Consider the following 20,312-nt stretch of genomic DNA (forward strand, 5'->3'; position numbering starts at 1 on the left):
GCGATCTCCAGAAAGTTGATGACGCCACCGCGCAGCAATCTGCATTCCCGCGACGTTCCCTGCGTTGAGGTCTGCCGATTGCCCGGCCGCCCCGTCCCGGACCCGCGAACCGCCATGCACCGAGTGCCTGCTCCACCACCACCGTCGCCACCGAAAGGCCGCGCGCTGCGGGTGCTGATCTCCGACGATCACGTGGACGGCGCCGACACACTCGCCTTGCTGGTGAACCTGGAGGGCCACGAGGTGGAAGTGGCGCACGACGGCAAAGAGGCGCTGCGCATCGCGGACCACCTGCACCCCGATGTGGCGATCCTGGACATCGGCATGCCCGGCCTGAACGGGCACGAGGTGGCCAGCCGTCTGCGCCAGACCGGGGAGGGTGCGTCCATGCTCATCCTGGCGCTGACCGGGCGCGACGAAGTCGAGGACAAGCAGCGCGCCCGCGTGTCGGGCTTCGACGAGCACTTCACCAAGCCGGTGGACCCGGCCACCCTGCTGGGGCGCATCGCGGCCTGGCAGCGGGGCGGGCGCGGACCCCGTCGGGCCTGACCCATCGCCGTGGCCCGCGGGTCCGGTGGTCAATGTTGCGGCACTTTTGACGGAAACGGCCGCGGCCTTGCCGGCCCCCCCCGCGGGGCCGCAGTCTCTTCGCTGTAGGTCTGCGCGGTGTGACTCCGGGTCGGGTACATGCCTTGCCATCGCTCCTCACGACGTCTGTTCATTGCCGAATGTCCGGCCCTGGCGGCGTTGTTCTTATCAAGGAGCTACCCATGACCTCAATCGTTCACTCTGTCTCCGTGGCCACCCTGGCCGGCCTGGCACTGGCCGCGAGCGCGGCCTTCGCCCAGACCACCACGCCGGGAACAGGCGGCGCCTCCGGCGCGAGCCAGCAGCCCATCGTGCCCGGCTCAGGCAACCCAGCCCCTGGCGCCACGACCACTACCCCCGGCACCTCCGGAACGACCGGGACCACCGGAACGACGGGAACCACAGGCACTACGGGAACCACAGGCGCCACGGGTGGCACCACCGGCACAACAGGCGGCACCACCGGAGGCACCACGGGCACCACGTCGACCGACACGAACATGTCGGGCACCGAGCGCGCCGCGCGGGCGGACCGCAACTGAGCGGCCGTTGCCGCACCGCCTGACCAGAGAAAGCCGCCCCTCTTCGGGGTGGCGGCTCCCCGCTTCAGAAAAGCGATTGCACCGGGCGGGTTTCCGGCAGCACGTAGATCCAGCCACGACCGCTGGAGAACAGGGGCCGGACCACCGCGTCGTAGAACGCCGGCGGCAGGTTGATGCAGCCGTAGGAGATGCGGTTGTCGTCGGGTGTCTCCGACGCCATGCGCTCGGGCCGGCGCTCCACGGGGTTGGAACGGCGCATCCGGTGCAGGGACACCGCAGCGTCGTAGTCCACCCAGAAGATGTCCTCTCCCTGGTGGTTGCGCCCCGGTTCCAGCCGGAACCGGCCGGCCGGCGTGGTGCGTTCGTGGGGACGGATCGCGCCGATGGGACGGGCGCCGATGCCCGGCACCGAATCGTCCCCCCTGGCGGCGCCCAGCAGCACCGGCGAGGAGTCCACGGGGCGCGCCTGCTCGTCGAACACCCAGATCCGCGCAGCGACCTTGTCGAGCACCACGAAGGGGCCGTGACCGCCGATGCCCCGCGCCTGGATGGCCCGCACCACCTCCTGGGTGGGCCCGGACGGCGGCACCGCCTGGGCGGTCGCGCCGCAGATCAGCGAGGGCAGGGCGAGGGAGGCGGCCGCCAGACGCGAGAGAACGGAGGGAAACATGGGCAAATGCTGCGGACGAAAGAGGGACAAGGGCATGGGGCTCCGGTGCGGCTTCGACGCCCCCGCAGATGGCAAGGGACGTGCCCGGCCGGGTGCGCCGGGGATGGCACGCGGTGTGCCACGGGGATTGTCCATCGAATCCCCGGATTCCTCAGCAAGGAGCACGACATGGCACCACGCACCAGCACATCGACAGGCGACGAACCCGTCCAGACCAGCGACCGCATACAGCCCGGACGCATGCCCGCCCAGCACCTCGAACCCGGCGAGCAGGAGGCCGACCTGGAACTTCAGCCCCGCTTCAAGGCGCCCGACTACCTGGGCAGCCAGAAACTGAAGGGGCGCATTGCCCTGATCTCCGGCGGCGATTCGGGCATCGGACGCGCGGTCGCGGTGATCTTCGCGCGCGAGGGCGCGGACGTGGCCATCATCTACCACTCCTCGGACGAAGACGCCGAAGAGACCCGCCGCCACGTGGAGGAAGAGGGCACACGCTGCCTGCTGCTGCGCGGCGATGTGAGAGACCGGGAATGGTGCAAGCAGGCGGTGGAGCGCACGGTGCAGACCCTGGGCGGACTGGACATCCTGGTCAACAACGCCGGCTACCACAAGCACGTCGACTCGATCATGGACATCGACGACGAGCGCCTGTGCGAAACCTGGGAGATCAACATGGGTGGCTACTTCCGCCTGACGCAGGCCGCGCTGCCGCATCTCAAGCGCGGCTCCAGCATCGTCAACACGGGCTCGGTGACCGGTCTGCGCGGCAGCGCCGATCTGCTCGACTACGCCTCCACCAAAGGCGCCATCCACGCCTTCACCAAGTCGCTGGCCAGCAACCTGCTCGAGCGCGGCATCCGCGTCAACGCTGTCGCACCCGGGCCGGTGTGGACGCCGCTCAACCCCTCCGACATCCCGGCGCAAGAGGTGGCGGAGTTCGGGCGCGACGCCGACATGAAGCGGCCGGCGCAGCCCGAAGAACTGTCGCCCGCCTACGTGTTCCTGGCCGCGCCTTCATGTTCCAGCTACATCACCGGCATCGTGCTGCCGGTGACCGGCAGCGTGGGGTCCATCTGAGGCGGCCGGTCCGGCCCGCGTGAGGAACCCGCGATGTTCGACCTCTCGGTGCCATGGTGGGAGCTGCCCCTGAGGGTGGCCATCATCTACGGGGTGCTGCTGGTGCTGGTCCGGGTGTCCGGCAAGCGCACGGTCGGCCAGTTCACCCCCTTCGATCTGCTCGTGGTGATGCTGCTCAGCGAGGCCGTGTCCTCCGGGCTGTCCGGCGGTGACGAGTCGGTCACCGGGGCCTTGCTGGCCGCGGCGAGCCTGATCGGCATCAACGTGCTGATCGCCATGCTGACCGCCCGCAGCCGGGCGCTGCAGACGCTGGTCGAAGGCGATCCGGTGTGCATCGGGCGCGATGGCCGGATCTTCGAGGACAAGCTGAAGGAGAACCACGTGCCCAGAATGGACGTGGAGTGCGCACTGCGCCAGGCCGACTGCGATCTGAAGGACCTGAAGTACGCCTTCCTGGAGGCCGACGGCGGCATCAGTGTGCTCAAGGAATCTTCCGGTGCCGTGAAAGAGCAGGAGGAGCGCGGTGGGTGACCCCGGGTTGCCGCAGCATCGGCGCGCGCTGCTGCTGATCGACTTCATCAACCCGCTGGATTTCCCGGAGGCCGGGCAGCTCGCGGCGAGCGCGGTGGAGGCGGCGCGCAGCACCCGCGAAATGGCCCGCGCGGCGCGTGCGCAGGGCATTCCGGTGATCTATGCGAACGACAACTTCGGCCGCTGGCGCTCCGACTTCCCCACGCTGGTGAACCAGCTGCGCCGCGGGTCGGGCCCCAGCGCGACCCTCGCTCGCCTGCTGCGGCCGCACCACGACGACCTGACCCTGCTCAAGCCCATGCATTCGGCGTTCTTCGGCACGCCGCTGGAGATCCTGCTCGAGCAGATCGGCGTGCGCGCCCTGGTGATGGCCGGTCTGGCGGCCGACATCTGCGTGCAGCTGTCGGCCGCCGATGCCTTTCTGCGGGGGTTCCGGGTGCACGTGCCGGAGGACTGCACCGCGGCCGAAACCGCCGGCAAGAAAGCCGCCGCACTGACCTACATGCGCGACATCCTCAAGTGCGACACCCGCCCCTGGCAGCGCCTGCGCTGGCTCGCTTCATGACGGCCGGTCCCGGGGGCGCCGCGTGATCAGCGCAGCTCGCCTGGCCTGGATGCCGCAAATTCTTCAAACGACTCCACCAGGCTGCGCTCCAGCTCCCGCGGCTGCACCGGCTTGACCAGGTGGTGGTCGAAGCCGGCGAGCGACGCCGCCTCCTTGTCACTGGCCTGGCCCCAGCCCGAAATGGCCACCAGGTGAATGTGCTCGGTGGTCCGGGAGCGCCGCAGCCGGCGGGCCACTTCGTAGCCATCGCACTTGGGCATGCCGATGTCCAGCAGGGCGATGTCGGGCAGGGTGTCGACCGCGCAGCGGATCGCCGCTTCCCCGTCGTGCACCACCTGCACCAGGTGACCCCTGGCGCGCAGGATTTCGGCAAATCCTTCCGCCAGGTCGACGTTGTCGTCCGCGATCAGGATGCGGAGTTGCCGGATGGGCCGCTCGTCGGCGGCATCGGTCCCGACGTGGTCGGTGTCCTGCGCCTGGAGGCGGGGGAGCCGCACCATGAAGCTCGACCCCTTGCCGGGCCCGTCGCTCGTCATGGTGACCAGGCCTTCGTGCAGTTCCACGATCTGGCGCGACAGGGTGAGGCCCACGCCCAGGCCCACGTTGCCGCGTTCAAGCGACTTGTCGGCCTGCTCGAACAGATCGAAGATGCGCGTCTGCATCTCTGGCGCCACGCCGATGCCCGTGTCCTGCACCGTCACCAGCACCGAAGCACCGTCGTTCTTCACGGTCACATCCACCTGTCCGCCCGGCGGGGTGTAGCGGCAGGCGTTGTTCAGCAGGTTGGAGAACACCTGGGTCAGCCGGACGGCGTCCCCATGCACATAAGGCGTTTCATCGGCCGGGTGCAGGTTCATGCCCACGTCCTGCTTTTCCGCCATGGACTGCACGCCTTCGACGGCCGTGGCCACCAGATCGTTCATGTCCACCAGCTGGCGGTCCAGCGAGAGCTTGCCCGTGGCCACGCGCGACGCATCGAGCAGGTCGTTGATGAGACGCACCATGTGCTTGAGCTGGCGGTCCAGGATCACCACCGCCTTGGCGCGCGTTTCTGCCGGGGTCTTGTCCATCTGCAGCAGCGCGACCGCGCTGGTCATGGGCGCCAGCGGGTTGCGCAGCTCGTGGGCGAGGGTGGCCAGGAATACGTCCTTCAGATGGTCGGCCTTGCGCAGCTCCTGTTCGACACGCCGCCGCGACTCCACCTCCTTTTCGATCTCGGACGTGCGCGTCTGGCACTCGGACAGCAGGCTGTTGAAGGCCGCCACCAGCAAGGCCACATCGCGGTAATCGGTGTCGGGCGCCCGCAGCGCCCAGTTGTGGCTGGACGTCACCTCCTGCGCCACCTGGGTCATCTTCTCCAGCGGTGCGGAAATGCGGCGCTGAAGGCTGCCGAAGAAATAGAACGCGACCGCCAGGCTGAGGCTGCCCAGCGCGATCAGGATGCCGGCAAACACCAGCATGCGCGTCCAGATGTCGTGCCGGGCCGACAGGTGCAGCGTGCCCAGGTACTCGCCGTCCCGCTCGATCGGGTAAGCGAGTTCCAGTATCGAGCCGCGAAAAGTGGTTTCCAGCTCGTTGTGGATCGCCACGCGGTGCACATCGACCACCGCCCCGGGCCCGCCGTAGGTCGCGAACAGCCCGCCGTTGGCGTCGTACATGGCCGCCCACTCGATGCGCGGCTGCGATTTCAGCAGGGCCAGATTGGCATGCGCCGCTTTCGCGTCATCGAACTCCAGCGCCGCCACAGAGGCCTCTGCGAGCAGGGCGGCCTGCGTGCGCAGATCGGCGACCCAGGCCTTGCGGTTCGACCCGAGTTCATGGAAGAACAGTGCCGCTGCGCTGAGCAGCATCGCGACCGCCGTCGTCTGCATGGCGGCGCGCACCAGCTGCTCGCGCAAGGAGGTCGGTCTCACTTGGGCCTTTCCACCACGCGGTCGGCGACCACGAGCAGGCGCGAACTGAGTTTGACCCCCGCCACGTCGGCGGCAGGCAGCGATGCTTCAATGCGCACCCCTTCTTCGGCCAGCGTGAAGCCGATGGTCGCGCCCTGGTCCACGCCGCCAAGGGCGTCGGTGGTGAGCACCGGTGGCCGCTCGCGGGAAGCCGCCTTGGCGTGCGCACGCACCGCCCAGGCCGCGGCGCTGACGTGAAGCAGGTGCAGGTTCGTCGAAGCGCCCTCGCTGGCAACGAGCTGGCGGACCTCGATCGTGCGCCCATGCACGGGGCGGCCCGAGACCGCGCGGCTCAGGGCTTCGAACATGTCCTGGGAGCCCATCACCCCCACCACGATCGACGCGGCCGGGTCCGCAAACGCAATGCCTGGCCACTCGATGTAGCCGATGATCTTGTGCAGATAGTTGGCCAACACCTTGTCTGCACTGGGCAAGCCCGTGGCAGAAAGGTCGCGGCGGGGCCACAGGGTCAACATTGCGAGGCTGGAGAACAGGACCGACCGCCGGGTCGGTCCGCCCCAGCGGTCCTTCTTGAGGGGCGCTGAGGCCGCATGCGGGTCGGAATCCCCGCCAGGGCCATGTTGTCGAGTGGATGTCGCGGTCAATGGCCCTCCCAAAAAAAGCGCATTGTGCGCCGGAGTCAAGGCTCCGTTCAAGCACCACTGTCATGTCTCGCAATGGCGGCGGACGGCGTCACCACGCGAGGGATTCAGCGCTTGTCGTCGGTGCCGCGCGCCGGGTCGACCGAACCCTTGAGTGCCTGTGCGATGCGCAGGTGCTCGCGCAGCATCGGCAGGTGTTTGGTGGCGAAGGCCTTCACCTCCGGGTCCCGCGCCTGGCGCGAGGCCTCTTCAAACAGACGGATCGTGCTTTCATGCGCCTCCACACCCATCTGGCTGATGAAGCGCCGGTCGAAGTCGTTGTCTCCGAGGTTGGCGATGAGCAGTTCCTTGCCCTTCTGCAGCATCGAAGGCTCCTTCGGCGGTGTGTACTCCTTGGAAGCGGCGAGGGCCTGCAGCTCGGCGCCCATGCCTGCGTGGTCGTCGATGAGGCGCTGCGCATAGTCGCGCACCCGCGGGTCACGGGCCTTGGTCTGGGCCAGGCGACTGGCCGACTGTTCGGCCAGGCCGTTCTGTGCCGCCTGCTCCAGGAACTCCTGATCGCCTTCGGCCAGCTTGTCGGCAAAGGCGGTGCCACTGAACACCAGGGCCAGCGCCAGGGCGGCGCATCTGAGGATCTGAGCTTTCACGGGAACACTCCTTGAATCGTTGGAACAGAGGGATTGCCCTCAGAGGGCGCACGACAGGTGGCAAACCACATGCCCGGCTGTTCCGGGTGCGGTCGGCTGGCGCCACAGGCCGCCACTGTCCGGAGCGCTACGTCAGGAGCTGCAGGAGCCGCGTCAGTTGCTGAAAGTCCGCCGGCTTGATCAGATGGTGTTCAAAGCCGGAACTGAGGATGCGCTCCCTGTCGGCGGCCTGGCCCCATCCTGTCAGCGCCACCAGCACCACCGACGAGAAGGCCTCGACGGAACGGATGCGGGCGGCCAGCTCGTAGCCATCCATGTCCGGCATGCCGATGTCGATGAAGGCGATCGAAGGAAGGGCCGTCGCCATGTGGTCCAGCGCCACCTTGCCCCCGTAGGCCACCGACACCTCCGCCCCCATCGCGGCGAACAGCTGCCCCAGGGAATCCGCGGCATCGCGGTTGTCGTCCACCACCAGGATCCGGTGGCCCTGGCCGACGTTGAATTCGTCGGCGGTAGATGAGGGTGTGTTCGCAAGGACCGGTGCCGGTATCAGGGGCAGCTCCACCGTCACCGTCGTGCCCGCGTCCACACCCGGGCTGCTCACGCCGACCCGGCCGCCATGCAGCTCCACGAGGCCGCGCGCCAGCGTCAGGCCGACGCCCAGCCCGGCCTGTTCCCCTCGCGCGTTGCCGCGGATCTGCACGAACATCCCGAACACGGCCTCGAGCATGTCCTGGGGGATTCCGATACCCGAGTCGGTGATCTCGACCCGCACGAACCGGTCGTCCGAGTGCATCGAGACACGGATGTGTCCCTCCGGAGGGGTGAATTTCGACGCATTGTTCAGGAGGTTGGTGATCACCTGGGTCAGGCGCACCGCATCGCCCTGCACGTGGCAGGGCGTCGGCGGGAGGTCCAGGAACAGCGTCTGGTTCGAGGCCGCGAACAGGGGGCGGCAGACCTCGACCGCGTCGCGCACCACGCCATCGAGTGCAATGGTGGCCGTGCGCAGCGTGATCTTGCCCTGGCTGATGCGGGACACCTCCATCAGGTCGTCGATGAGGCGGACCATGTGGGTGACCTGCCGGTCCATCATCGCGTACAGCCCCCGCAGCTTCTCCGGCTCCACCTGTTGCGAAGACACGATGGTCAAGGCCGTGCGCACGGGGGCGAGCGGGTTGCGCAGCTCATGCGCCAGCGTGGCGAGGAACTCGGTCTTGCGCTGATCCGCCTCGCGCAGACCGTCCAGCGTGGAGCGCAGCTGGTACTGGCGCCTGCGTGCGGCCAGGGCCGACCGCACCGTGCTCACGAAGGTCGAGACCCGCATCGGCCTCTCGAGAACGGTCACGTTGCCCAGCCGTTCGATCGCCTGGGTGATGGCCTGCGACTCCAGGTCCGAACGGGCCGCGATGACCACCGGCAGGTCGGACCAGGGGGGTTGCGACTGCAACCACGACAGCACCGGCCCAAAGCCCGGGTCGTCGAGCAGCTCCTCCGCGATGACCATGGTGCCGACGCCCCTGGACATTTCCGTCGCCAGCGACGCGGCATCGGAACACGCCAGCGCGGTGATGCCCGAGCGGGCGAGCAGGGGGACCACGATGGCCGTGTCCTTCTCAGTCACCAGCTTGAGCAGCACGCGCAACTCGTCCGCGTGCGGGGGCCTTCTGTTCATGAGCTGCCCGGGTTCCCGGGACCGGGGGCCGAGCCCCCCAGCGAGACGGGCACGCCGCTGAGCACCCCATGAAACTGCCGCAACGGCGGCCCCAGGGCGATGCCATGGCCGGTCATGCGGAAGCTGCGGATGCTGCGCTCGTGTTGACCACCGCGTTTCTTCATCACGGAGATGGCCTGTCGCACCTCGCCTTCCGCCTCGAAGTAGCGCAGCAGCACCACCGTGTCGGCGAGGTAGCTGGCGTCCAGCGGCGTGTCCATCTGCAGGCCGAAGATGCCATGCTGGGCGCCGATCAGAATGGTGGCCACACCCGAACGGCCGAGGTAGGTCAGCAGCTCGTGCAGCTGCACGATCAGGAACCGGTCTTCGGGCATGGCGTTCAGGTAACCGTTTAGACTGTCGATCACCAGCACCTTCGCCTGGTATTCGCTGACGGCCCTGCGGATCTCGTGCACGAATTCCCCTGGGGACAGCTGGGCGGGATCGACCTGACACACCCTGATGCGACCTGCCTCCATGTGCCCGGACAAGGGCATGCCCATGCCTTCGGTGCGGGTGCGCATGGTGGCGATGCTTTCATCGAACAGGAACAGTGCCGCGCATTCGCCCCGGTCCGCCGCGGCCAGCGCAAACTGCATCGCGACCGTTGATTTCCCGGTGCCCGGTGCGCCCACCAGCAGCGTGCTCGAACCCCGTCGAAGCCCTCCGCCGAGCAGATCGTCCAGGTCTTTCACACCACTGCTCAGGTGCTCCTGGTCGTCCACATGCGTGTGCTCGGTCGCGACCAGGCGCGGGAAGACAAGAAACCCGCCCCGTGCAATCCGGTAGTCGTGGTAGCCGCCGCGAAACAGCTTGCCGCGGAACTTGAGGACGATGAGCCGCCGCCGCGAATCACCAAAGGCCGGCGTGTTGTGCTCCAGATGAAGCACCCCGTGGGCGATGCTCTGGACCTGGAGGTCGCGCTCGGGCGCCGTCATGTCGTCCAGCAACAGCACCGTGCAGCTGCGCCGCGAGAAGAACTGTTTGAACGCCAGGATCTGTCGGCGGTACCGCAACGAGTTGCCCGCCAGCAGCCTCAGCTCCGAGAGCGAATCGAAGACCACGCGGCTCGGGTCCACCCGTTCGACATCGGCCAGGATGCGAAGCGAGGCTTCACCGAGTTCAACCTCGGAGGGATGGAACAGGGTGTTCAGCTCATCGGGCAGGAACTGATCGACCGACGGGAGCATTTCCCGCGCCTCGATGCCACTCAGGTCCCAGCCATGCGAGGCCGCGACGCCCTGGAGCTCCGTCTCCGTTTCCGACAGCGTGACATACAGCACGCGTTCACCCAGGCGCACACCTTCCATGAGGTACTGCAGCGCGATCGTGGTCTTTCCGGTGCCGGGGCTGCCTTCCACCAGATACAGCCGACCCTTGGTGAGTCCGCCGCCCAGGACATCGTCCAGGCCGGGAACGCCTGTCTGGATCAGGTCATGGGGTGGGTCCGAGGGGAGGGGGGCCTTGGGCATGGTGTTCAGGAAGTCGGTGGGCGCCCCAACTGGAAACCTGCGGGCCCGGAAGAAACGATTCCAGTGCCGACGACCTGACGGTCTCGTTCGGGTCTCGGGCACTGAACCTCCACCATGCACCAGCGAACTGCCCGCGTCGGTGCGATGGCGAACAGAACGCTCGCTATTGGAAGCGCTGCCGCCCATGCCTGCAACCGCCAAAGAAAAAACCGCTTAGGCCTTGCGACCTAAGCGGTTGGTGTTTTCTGGCTCCCCGACCTGGACTCGAACCAGGGACCTGCGGATTAACAGTCCGTCGCTCTACCGACTGAGCTATCAGGGAACAGCCTCAAATTATAGTGTGCTTTTTTGCTTTTCCGGAAGCCCGGTCACGGAATCTTCAAAAAAAGTCAGCCGCCTGCGTTGTCGGGGGCGACAGGCGCCACGCCCAGCAGGCGGTGCAGGCGCGAGCTGGAGGTGGTGTATTCCAGCTGGACCGGTTTTCCGGAAGCCACGCGAGACGCCGCAGCGTAGGCCGCCAGCACGCACTCATGGAAGCCGCAGACGATGAGCTTTCTCTTCCCGGGGTAGGTGTTGATGTCACCCACGGCGAAGATACCGGGCTCGCTGGTGGAAAAGGTCTCAGTGTCGACCACCAGCTGTTTGCGCTCCAGCGCGAGCCCCCACTGGGTGATCGCGCCCAGACGCGGAGACAGCCCCTGCATCACATACACGCTGTCCACGTCCAGACGCTCGGTGTCGCCCTCGGCGCGCAACACGTTCACCGTGCTCAGGCGCCCTGCATCCGATTCGACGGCCGTGGCCTGCCCGATCAGCAGCCGCATCCGGCGCTGGGCACACAGCGCACGCATCTGCGTCTCCAGTTCCGATCCGGCCTGGAACACGTCGCGGCGGTGCATCAGCGTCACATCGACACCGCCTTGCTGCACCAGCGCCAGGGCCCACCGCAAGGCGCTGTCGGTATCGCCCACGACCAGCACCCGGCGGCCGGTTTCCTGCTCGGGGGAACGAGGGAAGAAGAAGAGCTGGGAGCCCTCGAAACCGTCGAGGCCCTCCAGCTTGAGGCGGCGCGGCTCAAAGGCACCAACACCCGCGGCGATGAACACCGTTCGGGTCAGCAGCGAGGTGTGTTGCGAGGTCGTCAGCAGAAAGCGGTCGTTGCCCTGTCGTTCGACACGGGAGACCGTCTGGCCCAAGTGAAAGGAGGGAGCGAAAGGCCGGACCTGCTGCAGCAGCGCATCGGTCAACTCCTGGCCGGTGCACACGGGAACCGCAGGGATGTCGTAGATCGGCTTGTCTGGATACAGCTCTGCCGGCTGGCCGCCAGGGTGGGGCAGCGCGTCGACGATGTGGGTCCGAAGTTCAAGCAGACCCAGCTGGAAGGCCTGGAACAGGCCCACCGGACCGGCGCCGATGATGACTGCGTCGGTTTCGATCACATCACCGGTCGCCATGTCTCCGGGTTTCAGCGAACGAGTTCGGACAGCTTGCCGGTGCGGTCTTTCCACTCGTCGTGGTCGGGCAGCGGGTCCTTGCGCTTGGTGATGCTCTTCCAGTTCGGCAGCTTGGCCAGCTCGGCATTCAGTGCCGTCATGTGCACCTGGTCCTTGGGCAGATCTTCTTCAGCAAAGATGGCGCTGACCGGGCACTCGGGGATGCAGACCGCACAGTCGATGCACTCATCCGGATCGATGGTCAGGAAGTTCGGGCCTTCGCGGAAGCAGTCGACAGGGCAGACGTCGACGCAATCGGTGTATTTGCAGCGGATGCAGGCTTCGGTGACGACGTGGGTCATGGTGTGGGAGAAAAATCGATCAAACCAGTGATTTTAGGCGGTGCAGGAGGGTAAGGCCTGGGGATGCCCTTGGCCTTGATATTGGTTAAACGCCGCCTGCGCCGGGCGCGCGTCTCAGTTCACCAGCACGGCGCCCGAGGTCTTGTGGCTGGCCGTGTCGACCAGCACCAGCGAGCCCAGGGCGCGCGACTGCGCGAACGGCGCAGTGGCCAGCGGCTCCTGCAGCGCCAGTTCGATGTGGCCGATGGCGTTGGGTTCGAGCTGCGTGGCGTCCTCTTCGGCCAGGGTGTGGATGTCCAGCTTGTGCACGATGCGCTTGACCTTGGCCTTGACCCAGCGGTGGCCGTGCAGCGCCCAGTAGACGCGGCCGGCGACCAGGGTCTCGTCGTCCATCCAGGCGACCGTGGCGCGGATCTCGCGGCTGGCTTCGAGCGATTGGCCCTGTTCGTTCACGGCCAGCAGCCAGTCGCCGCGCGAGACATCGACTTCGCGGTCGAGCGCGATTCCGGCGCTGTGGCCGGCGGCCACGGCCTTGGGCTGGCGCACATGGTTGAGCACCTGGGCCACGGTGGCGGTCTGGCCGCTGGGCATCACCTTGATCTGTTGACCGGGTTGTACGGTGCCGGTGGCGACGCGGCCCCAGAACACGCGGCGGCCCTGGCTGGTGTCGGAGGAGGAGGAGAACTTCTCGACCCACTGCACCGGGAAGGCCAGCGGCAACTCGGTGTCGGGGCGGGTCACCGGCAGGTGTTCCAGGATGTCCAGCAAGGTCGGGCCGTTGTAGCCGCACCAGCCGGCCAGCGCCGGCGCGTCGACCACGTTCCAGCCCTTGAGCGCGGAGACCGGCACGGTGGCGGTGACGGCGATGCCGGCATCGGCGGCGAATGCAGCGAGCGCGCCGGCAATGTGGGCGAAGGCCACGGCGCTGTCTTCGACCGCATCGAGCTTGTTGACGGCGAACACGACGGAGGGCACACGCAGCAGCTTGAGCAGCAGCGAGTGGCGGCGGGTCTGCGGCAGCAGCTTCAGGCCGGCGTCCTTCCAGTCCAGCTTGGTCGCGTCGACCAGCACCACCGCAGCGTCGGCGGCCGAGGCGGCGGTCACCATGTTGCGCGTGTACTGCTCGTGGCCGGGCGCGTCGCCGATGATGAACTTGCGGGTCTCGGTGTTGAAGTAACGGTAGGCCACGTCGATGGTGATGCCTTGCTCGCGCTCGGCCGACAGGCCGTCGGTCAGCAGCGCGAGGTCGGTCTCACCCTGGCGCTGCACGCCGGCCAGGTGGTCCTGCAGCACGGCCTTGCTGTCGACCAGCAGGCGGCCGATCAGGGTGCTCTTGCCGTCATCGACGGAGCCGCAGGTGATGAACTTCAGCGCGGTCCGGGTGTCGGCGGCGGTGGAGGGGGTAACAACAGCGTTCATGGGAATGTTCGGGGGATGTCAGGTCGTGAGGGCGCGTCGGCTTCAGAAATAGCCATCCTTCTTGCGCTTCTCCATGGAGGCCTCGGAGGTCTTGTCGTCCATGCGCGTGGCGCCGCGCTCGCTCACGTCGGCGGCCAGGGTCTCGATCACGATGTCGCCGGCCGTGGCGGCCAGGCTTTCCACCGGGCAGGTGCAGGTGATGTCGCCCACGGTGCGGAAACGCACGTCGCGGATCTGCACGGTCTCGCCGTCCTTGGGCGGGGTCAGTTCGGTCACCGGCACCAGCAGGCCGCGGCGGTCGACCACCTCGCGCTTGTGGGTGTAGTAGATCGAGGGCAGGGCGATGGCTTCACGCTCGATGTACTGCCACACGTCCAGCTCGGTCCAGTTGCTGATGGGGAACACCCGGAAGTGTTCGCCCGGGGCCAGGCGGGTGTTGAACAGGGTCCAGAGCTCGGGGCGCTGGGCCTTGGGCTGCCACTGGCCGAAGCTGTCGCGGTGCGAAAAGATGCGCTCCTTGGCACGGGCCTTCTCTTCATCGCGGCGGGCGCCGCCGATCAGGGCGTCGAAACGGAACTCTTCGATCGCTTCGAGCAGCGTCACCGACTGGTGCACGTTGCGGCTCTCGCCCGGGTGGGCCAGGCGCACGGTGCCGCGCTTCATCGAATCTTCGACGCTGCGCACGATCAGCTCGGCCTGCAGTTCTTTTGCGCGGCTGTCGCGGAAGTCGGTCACTTCGGGGAAGTTGTGACCGGTGTCGATCATCAACAGCGGGTAGGGAATGCGGCCGATGCCAAACGCTTTCTCGGCGCACTTGAGCATCACCAGCGAGTCCTTGCCGCCGGAGAACAGCAGGGCGGGGCGCTCGAAAGCGGCGGCCACCTCGCGCAGGATGAAGATGGTTTCCTCTTCGAGCGCGTCGAGGTGGGCGTTGCTCAGGTGGTGTTCGGCGGATTGCAGCACGGCGGAGTCGGTACGGGCGTTCATGATGGGTTTCGGCAGTCGGTTCGGTAGGCCGGGCGTCAATGCGCCAGATGCAGGCCGCACTCGCGGTTCTCTTCACCCTTGGTCGGGTCCACGTAGTCGAAGTTGTTGGGCAGGCCGTGCAGTTCGCAGTAGTGGTACAGGTCTTTGGAGGTCCAGTGCAGCAGCGGCGCGACCTTGATCAGACCGTCCGGGTTGATGCTCACCGGGTCCATCTGGGCGCGCACGGCGGTGTCGGTGGCGCGCAGGGCGGTGAACCAGACCTTGGGCGCGGTTTCGCGCAGGGCGCGGGCGAAGGGCTCGAGCTTGACCTCTTCGGTGAACGCGGCGTGGCGCGGATCGTCCAGCGCGGGCGTCGGGCCTTCGACGGCTTCGCGGTGCGCGCGCGACCGGCGCGGCAGGTAGATCTTCAGGTTCAGCTTCAGCTGCTTCGTCACCTCGTCGGCGAAGCGGTAGGTGGCCTCGGTGTTGTAGCCGTTGTCCATCCACACCACGGGCACGTCCGGGTTGACCTGGGTGACCAGGTGCAGGATCACGGCCTCGAAGGGGCGGAAGTTGGTCGTGACGATGGCCGGCTGGTTCAGGCCCAGGGCCCACTTCACGAGGGCGGGCGCGTCGCGGCCGATGTCGGCGTTGATTTTGGCGAGATCGATGGTGCTCATGGTGTTCGTCCGGGTGCTCAGGCGGCGGCGAAATGCGGGCGGGTGTCTACGGCATCGCCCTGGTAGTAGGCGTCGTACTGGGCCAGCAGCTTCTGTCCGTGTTCGATGCTCTGGTCGGCGCGCAGCACGGCCTGCGTGAAACCGCTGCGCTGCATCTGCGCCAGCTGGTCGATCAGCACGTCGCCCACCGCGCGGATCTGTCCGGTGAAACCCAGGCGGCGGCGCAGCAGAAAGGCCTGGCTGAAGGCACGGCCGTCTGCAAACGAGGGGAACTGCAGTTGCACGGTGTGGACGCCGTCCAGCGAGGCCTCGCGCGGGTCGGCGTCGTTGGGCAAGGTCAGGGTGCCGGCCTCGTCGGCGCTGAAGCTGTCGGCCTTGAAGAGTTGGATCGTGGATTTCATGTCGTTGACTCGTGCGTTCAGGCGGCGACCGGGGTGCGGGCCGTGGCCACGCGCACCGCGTTGGCGGCGGTCTTGAAGGGCTCGATGCCCACGCGCTTGACCGTGTTGACGAAGGTCTCGGCCGGCTGGCGCTGGGCGCGGAAGGTATCGATCAACGCCTCGATCACGTCGACCATTTCGTCGGCCGCAAAGGAAGGACCGATCACCTTACCCGGCACCGCTTCGCCCGACAGGCGCGTGCCGTCGGAACCGCCCAGCGTGACCTGGTACCACTCCTGGCCGTCTTTGTCGACGCCCAGGATGCCGATGTGGCCGCTGTGGTGGTGGCCGCAACTGTTGATGCAGCCGCTGATGTGCAGGTCGATCTCACCCAGGTCGTGCAGCTCGTCCAGGTCCTGGTAGCGGGCCAGCAGGGCCTGCGCGATGGGCAGCGAGCGGGCGTTGGCCAGGTCGCAGAAATCGCCGCCGGGGCAGGCGATCATGTCGGACAGCAGGCCGATGTTGGGCTTGGCCAGGCCCAGGCGGCGCGCCTCGCGCCACAGCTCGGGCAGCTGGTCGCAGCTGACCCAGGGCAGCAACAGGTTCTGTTCGTGGGTCACGCGTGCTTCGCCGCAGGAGAAGCGGTCCACCAGCTCGGCCGCGCGCTCCAGCTGCTCGGCTGTGGCGTCGCCGGGCGCCGAACCCAGGCGCTTGAACGACAGGGTGACGGCGCGCAGATCGGGGTTCTGGTGCGGCTTGACGTTGCGGGTCAGCCAGCGGCTGAACTCGATGTCGTCCTCGGCCGCGGCCTTGAGGATGTTGGCGATCTTGGCGTCGGCGCTCTTGCGGTCGCAACTGAGGGTGGGCTGCACGAAGAAGGCGCTCACGCGGTCGAGTTCGGCCTGGGTGATGGTATGGGGCGCGCCGTCCTTTTCCACGATGTCGCGGTACTCGGCCTCGACCTGATCGGTGAAGGACTGCCCTTCGGCCTTGACCAGGATCTTGATGCGGGCCTTGTACTTGTTGTCGCGGCGGCCGAAACGGTTGTAGGCGCGCACCACGGCTTCGAGGTAGTTGAGGATCTGGTTCCAGGGCAGGAACTCGCGGATCACCGAGCCGATGATCGGAGTGCGGCCCATGCCGCCACCCACGCGGACCTGAAAGCCCAGGTCGCCATCGACATTGCGCAGCAGGCGCAAGCCCACGTCGTGCCAGGGCGTGGCGGCGCGGTCTTCGCGGGCGCCGGTGATGGCGATCTTGAACTTGCGGGGCAGGAACGCGAACTCGGGGTGCAGCGTGCTCCATTGGCGCATGATTTCGGCGAAGGGGCGCGGATCGGCCACCTCATCGACCGCAATGCCCGCCAGGGCGTCGGTGGTGATGTTGCGGATGCAGTTGCCGCTGGTCTGGATGCCGTGCAGGTTCACGCTGGCCAGCAGGTCCATGGCGTCTGCCGCGCGGTGCAGCGGAATCCAGTTGTACTGGACGTTCTGGCGCGTGGTGAAGTGGGCGCAGCGGTCCGGCAGGCTGGGAACGTCGGCCAGGGCGGCGTTGGCCTTGGAGGTGTCGTGCGCCTCCTTGTGGTCGAAGTCGCGGGCCAGCCGGGCCAGCACGCGCAGCTGGGCGCTGTTGATTTCGCCGTACGGCACGGCGACGCGCAGCATGGGCGCAAAACGCTGGATGTACCAGCCGTTCTGCAGGCGCAGCGGCTTGAAGGCTTCGCCGTCCAGCGTGCCGGCCTGGAAGCGTTCGAGCTGGTCGCGGAACTGGGCGGCGCGCTGGTGGACGAACTGGCGGTCGAAATCGGAGTACTGGTACATGGCTGTCGTGGGAAGGCGGAAATCAGAAAGCGATCAGCTTGGTGCCGGCGTAGGCCAGCAGCAGCGAGAGCAGGGAGCGCACCAGGCGCTCGGGGGTGTGGCGCATCAGGCGGGTGCCCAGCCAGATGCCGGGCAGCGAGCCGGCCAGCAGCTTGCCCAGCAGTGGCCAGTCCACCGAACCGAGGCTGGCGTGGCCCAGGCCGGCGACCAGGGTCAGCGGCACGGCGTAGGCGATGTCAGCGGCCACGATGCGCGGCAGCGGCAGCAGCGGGAACAGAAGCAGCAGCACCGACACACCGATGGCGCCGGCGCCGACCGAGGTCAGCGTCACGAGGGTGCCGATGACGGCACCGAACAGCACCGGCAGGCTCCAGTGGCGGGCGTGAGTGGCGTTGTCGATCTCCGCCGCGGGCAGACTGCGCGGCAGCACCTTGCCGCGGGCAGCCTTGTAGAGCATGGCGGCGGCTGTCAGCAGCAGCGCGATGCCCAGGGTGTGGGTCATGACTGACTGCACGGCAGGATTGGCGGGGCCGACACGGTGCAGCACCCACAATGTGGCCAGTGCTGCCGGAATGCTGCCGGCGCACAGCTGCGCCACCACACGCCAGGGCACCAGGCGTTGCCGCGCCAGATTGGCCGTGCCGCCCGCCTTGGTCACGGCGGCGAACAGCAGGTCGGTGCCCACGGCCAGATAGGGCTTGATCCCGAAGAAAAAGATCAGGATCGGCGTCATCAGCGACCCGCCGCCCACGCCGGTCAGGCCCACGACGAGGCCCACGAAAAAACCGGCGAAGACAAAAGCGAGTTCGGACATGGAGCGCGACTGTACGCAGTGGTCCATATATCTCAAACGACATTTTGGTTGTTCATATATTCCCTCTGGTTATCAGTGGCGTCGGGATTCGTGGGTAACATGCGGCGATGGTCAAGCAGCGGATTCATGTGCAGGTGGTCGGTTTCAGTGATGTGGAGCGACACGCGCTGAATACGGTGTTCCGGCTGTCCGAAGAACGCGAGCTCAGTTATGCCCCCTGGGTGCCGCTGACCGCGCCTGGTGCTCCGGCCCCAACCCGGCTGGCAGAGGTGGTCCTGGTGGATGGAGACGCGGCTGAGGCCGTGTTGTCGCATGCCCGTGAGACGCCGCAGGGGCAGAGGCTGATCTGGGTCGGCCCCCAGGCGCCAGCGCATGCCTGGCGGGTGCTTCAGCGGCCAATCCAGTGGGCCGCCATGCTCAATGACCTCGACGCGGTGTTTGCGGCCCGACAGCTGGATTCGGGCTTTCTCGACCTGGATGTGACACAGCCGGGCGCCCTGGAAGCCGATTCGGCGCCACCAAACAGGCGTGCGCTGATCGTGGGCGCTGCGGCCGAACGGAGGCCGATCAAGGTCTGGCTGCAAGGGGTGGGCGTGTCTGAGGTGGACGAGGCGGACAGCACCGAAATTGCGCTCGAATGCATCGGGCGGCACCGCTACGCCTGTGGCGTGTTCGATCTCGACGAGCACCACGTGGACACTTGGCAGCTGGCGCGCCTGTTTGCCCAGCACAACGCCAATGCCTTGACCGTGGGGGTGAGCGAGCACGCCGATCCGTTGGCGCCCTGGCTGAACCGCCGGCGGCTCAAGCGGGACACCGAGCGGACCGGTATCAGCGCCCTGGTCGGGCGGCCGCTGCAGGAAGCCCAGTGGCGCCGCTGGCTGGAGCTGCTGGCCTGAGCCGGATCAGGCCGGTTGCCGGCGGGCGGCCTTCCAGACAAACCGGGCCGGGTCGAGCGCTTTCTCCAGATCCTGTTCAGCCAATGGCGAAGGCTCGCCGCTCATACGTCCGGCCAGCCAGTCGGCACACCAGTGGGCCAGCGTCAGGCCGCGAGACCCGAGCGCTGTGAGCATGAACAGGCCGGGCAGGCGCGGCGTCTGCGACAGCGGAATCCTGCCTCGCCGAGCGCCCGCGGCGCTGAAAAGGTCGTGCAGGGCTTGGAGGTCCGGCGCAGCGCCTACCATTGGAAGCCGGTCCTGAGACGCGCAGCGGACCTGGGACCATCCGAGCAGGCGTCCTTCGCGGGCGCAGCGCCGCAGCTCGGCCGCCGCGGCCGCATGCATCTCTTCGAGACTGGCTGCGTTTCGCTCGTGCGCGGCCGTCTCGACCATGGTGTCGTCGCGACCGCGTTCGTAGGTAGATCCCATGGCCCAGACGCGGGACGGCCAGTCCGGCGCGAGACCGGCGTCTTGGTAGGCCGGCACGAAAACCCCGTTGTTGCGCATGGGCCGGGGGGCCAGTGGTGGCGCGTCCAGAGCGGCCAGCGTCAGCTGTCCTTTGACCGGGCGCAGGGGCACGGCGCCGGAGCCGGCTCCCATGATGCCTTCGAGCAGAGGGAGCGCCCCGTAGGCGGTGGCCACCACCGCGGCCGGTGCGGCGCCGAGCCGCACGCCGGCTGTGTTCTTCGCCACCCACTGCCCGTGCTCGTGGACCAGGTGGGTCACGCCGGCATCGAAGCGGGTGCTCAGTCCTCCGGAGGCCCGCGCCTCGTCCAGCCAGGCCTGGACCAACGCGGAAGGTCGGACCACCGCCGCGGGCCAGCGGCCGGGGTCGTGGCCGAGGTTGTCCACTTCCGTGGCCTGCCAGCCATGGCCCTGGGGCACCAGACGTTCCAGCTGGGACCGTGCATCGGCCACCCCCAGAGTGCAGAGGCGGGACAACGGGGTGGGGGCGCGCGTGACATGCGGGCTGAGCATGCCCACTGGCAGGCCGGAAGCCCCCTGGGCTGGCCGGCGGTCCCGTTCGATCAGCTCAACCCGCCAGCCTCGGCGGGTGAGGGCCGCGCAACAGGCGGCCCCGGCCAGGCCGGCCCCGAGCACCAGCGCATGGCGGGATTCGGATGTCACAAGGGGGTGCGG

At 67.6% G+C, this 20,312-nt stretch carries 21 protein-coding genes and 1 tRNA gene; 6 read left to right on the top strand and 16 right to left on the bottom strand.

Translation table 11 applies throughout. The annotated features are described in order from the left end of the window. The first annotated feature begins 114 nt into the window (after nt 1-114). Together RCO38_RS08585 and RCO38_RS08590 are read left to right on the top strand one after the other, a co-directional pair. Nucleotides 115-549, top strand: a complete 435-nt coding sequence (locus RCO38_RS08585) for a response regulator (RefSeq protein ID WP_308327877.1) — start codon at nt 115-117, stop codon at nt 547-549. A gap of 221 nt (nt 550-770) precedes the next feature. After that, nucleotides 771-1,130 (top strand): hypothetical protein, encoded by a 360-nt coding sequence (locus tag RCO38_RS08590; protein ID WP_308327878.1) that lies wholly within the window; start codon nt 771-773, stop codon nt 1,128-1,130. Nucleotides 1,131-1,194: 64 nt separating this feature from the next. Here the strand turns inward: RCO38_RS08590 and RCO38_RS08595 are convergent, their stop codons facing one another. Further along, nucleotides 1,195-1,800 carry a L,D-transpeptidase gene (locus tag RCO38_RS08595; protein WP_308327879.1) on the bottom strand — a complete coding sequence of 202 codons (606 nt, stop codon included), beginning with the start codon at nt 1,798-1,800 and terminating at the stop codon, nt 1,195-1,197. A gap of 168 nt (nt 1,801-1,968) precedes the next feature. Here RCO38_RS08595 and RCO38_RS08600 point away from each other — a divergent pair, with 168 nt between their 5' ends. Genes RCO38_RS08600 through RCO38_RS08610 form a run of 3 tightly spaced genes read left to right on the top strand, consistent with a single transcriptional unit; the run spans nt 1,969 to nt 3,973 of the window. Further along, on the top strand, nt 1,969-2,877 hold the full coding sequence (locus tag RCO38_RS08600; protein WP_308327880.1) for an SDR family oxidoreductase: 909 nt from the start codon (nt 1,969-1,971) through the stop codon (nt 2,875-2,877). 33 nt (nt 2,878-2,910) lie between these two features. Continuing rightward, a complete protein-coding gene (locus tag RCO38_RS08605) occupies nt 2,911-3,408 on the top strand; it encodes a DUF421 domain-containing protein (protein ID WP_308327881.1) in 498 nt (165 codons plus the stop codon). Further along, the gene (locus RCO38_RS08610; protein WP_308327882.1) at nt 3,401-3,973 is read left to right on the top strand and encodes a cysteine hydrolase family protein; all 573 of its coding nucleotides are present in this window, start codon (nt 3,401-3,403) and stop codon (nt 3,971-3,973) included. The genes RCO38_RS08605 and RCO38_RS08610 overlap by 8 nt, the downstream gene beginning before the upstream one ends. A 26-nt stretch (nt 3,974-3,999) precedes the next feature. On the opposite strand, the gene RCO38_RS08615 is transcribed toward RCO38_RS08610, so the two are convergent. The 14 genes from RCO38_RS08615 to RCO38_RS08680 form a co-directional block, all read right to left on the bottom strand. Beyond that, the gene (locus tag RCO38_RS08615; protein WP_308327883.1) at nt 4,000-5,886 is read right to left on the bottom strand and encodes a hybrid sensor histidine kinase/response regulator; all 1,887 of its coding nucleotides are present in this window, start codon (nt 5,884-5,886) and stop codon (nt 4,000-4,002) included. Then, nucleotides 5,883-6,401 (bottom strand): YfiR family protein, encoded by a 519-nt coding sequence (locus RCO38_RS08620; RefSeq protein WP_308327884.1) that lies wholly within the window; start codon nt 6,399-6,401, stop codon nt 5,883-5,885. Before RCO38_RS08620 ends, RCO38_RS08615 begins: the two co-directional genes overlap by 4 nt. Nucleotides 6,402-6,634: 233 nt before the next feature. Continuing rightward, complete coding sequence (locus RCO38_RS08625) at nt 6,635-7,174, bottom strand: DUF4142 domain-containing protein (protein ID WP_308327885.1); 540 nt, start codon at nt 7,172-7,174, stop codon at nt 6,635-6,637. Nucleotides 7,175-7,301: 127 nt separating this feature from the next. Next, nucleotides 7,302-8,849: an ATP-binding protein gene (locus tag RCO38_RS08630; protein ID WP_308327886.1), complete on the bottom strand. Its 1,548-nt coding sequence runs from the start codon at nt 8,847-8,849 to the stop codon at nt 7,302-7,304. Further along, nucleotides 8,846-10,360: an ATPase domain-containing protein gene (locus tag RCO38_RS08635; protein ID WP_308327887.1), complete on the bottom strand. Its 1,515-nt coding sequence runs from the start codon at nt 10,358-10,360 to the stop codon at nt 8,846-8,848. Before RCO38_RS08635 ends, RCO38_RS08630 begins: the two co-directional genes overlap by 4 nt. 246 nt (nt 10,361-10,606) lie before the next feature. Next, nucleotides 10,607-10,682, bottom strand: a tRNA-Asn gene (locus RCO38_RS08640). A 67-nt stretch (nt 10,683-10,749) separates the two neighbouring features. After that, nucleotides 10,750-11,814 carry an NAD(P)/FAD-dependent oxidoreductase gene (locus RCO38_RS08645; protein WP_308327888.1) on the bottom strand — a complete coding sequence of 355 codons (1,065 nt, stop codon included), beginning with the start codon at nt 11,812-11,814 and terminating at the stop codon, nt 10,750-10,752. A gap of 11 nt (nt 11,815-11,825) precedes the next feature. Next, nucleotides 11,826-12,155 carry a ferredoxin FdxA gene (fdxA, locus tag RCO38_RS08650; RefSeq protein WP_308327889.1) on the bottom strand — a complete coding sequence of 110 codons (330 nt, stop codon included), beginning with the start codon at nt 12,153-12,155 and terminating at the stop codon, nt 11,826-11,828. A gap of 114 nt (nt 12,156-12,269) precedes the next feature. Beyond that, entirely contained in the window at nt 12,270-13,574 is a 1,305-nt protein-coding gene (locus RCO38_RS08655) for a sulfate adenylyltransferase subunit 1 (protein WP_308327890.1), read from the bottom strand. Between the two features lie 42 nt (nt 13,575-13,616). Continuing rightward, nucleotides 13,617-14,561 (bottom strand): sulfate adenylyltransferase subunit CysD, encoded by a 945-nt coding sequence (cysD, locus tag RCO38_RS08660; protein ID WP_308327891.1) that lies wholly within the window; start codon nt 14,559-14,561, stop codon nt 13,617-13,619. A 35-nt stretch (nt 14,562-14,596) separates the two neighbouring features. Further along, nucleotides 14,597-15,220 (bottom strand): phosphoadenosine phosphosulfate reductase family protein, encoded by a 624-nt coding sequence (locus RCO38_RS08665; RefSeq protein WP_308327892.1) that lies wholly within the window; start codon nt 15,218-15,220, stop codon nt 14,597-14,599. Nucleotides 15,221-15,237: 17 nt separating this feature from the next. Further along, nucleotides 15,238-15,621 carry a DUF934 domain-containing protein gene (locus tag RCO38_RS08670; RefSeq protein ID WP_308327893.1) on the bottom strand — a complete coding sequence of 128 codons (384 nt, stop codon included), beginning with the start codon at nt 15,619-15,621 and terminating at the stop codon, nt 15,238-15,240. Between the two features lie 17 nt (nt 15,622-15,638). Continuing rightward, entirely contained in the window at nt 15,639-17,420 is a 1,782-nt protein-coding gene (locus tag RCO38_RS08675; RefSeq protein WP_308327894.1) for a nitrite/sulfite reductase, read from the bottom strand. A gap of 22 nt (nt 17,421-17,442) precedes the next feature. After that, nucleotides 17,443-18,234, bottom strand: a complete 792-nt coding sequence (locus tag RCO38_RS08680; protein ID WP_308327895.1) for a sulfite exporter TauE/SafE family protein — start codon at nt 18,232-18,234, stop codon at nt 17,443-17,445. A 107-nt stretch (nt 18,235-18,341) separates the two neighbouring features. Between RCO38_RS08680 and RCO38_RS08685 the strand changes: the two genes are divergently transcribed. After that, entirely contained in the window at nt 18,342-19,133 is a 792-nt protein-coding gene (locus RCO38_RS08685) for a hypothetical protein (RefSeq protein ID WP_308327896.1), read from the top strand. Nucleotides 19,134-19,139: 6 nt separating this feature from the next. Here the strand turns inward: RCO38_RS08685 and RCO38_RS08690 are convergent, their stop codons facing one another. Then, nucleotides 19,140-20,300: an FAD-dependent oxidoreductase gene (locus RCO38_RS08690; RefSeq protein ID WP_308327897.1), complete on the bottom strand. Its 1,161-nt coding sequence runs from the start codon at nt 20,298-20,300 to the stop codon at nt 19,140-19,142. Nucleotides 20,301-20,312: the final 12 nt, after the last annotated feature.

Source organism: Hydrogenophaga pseudoflava, assembly GCF_031020795.1.
Taxonomy (GTDB): Bacteria; Pseudomonadota; Gammaproteobacteria; order Burkholderiales; family Burkholderiaceae_C; genus Hydrogenophaga; species Hydrogenophaga pseudoflava_A.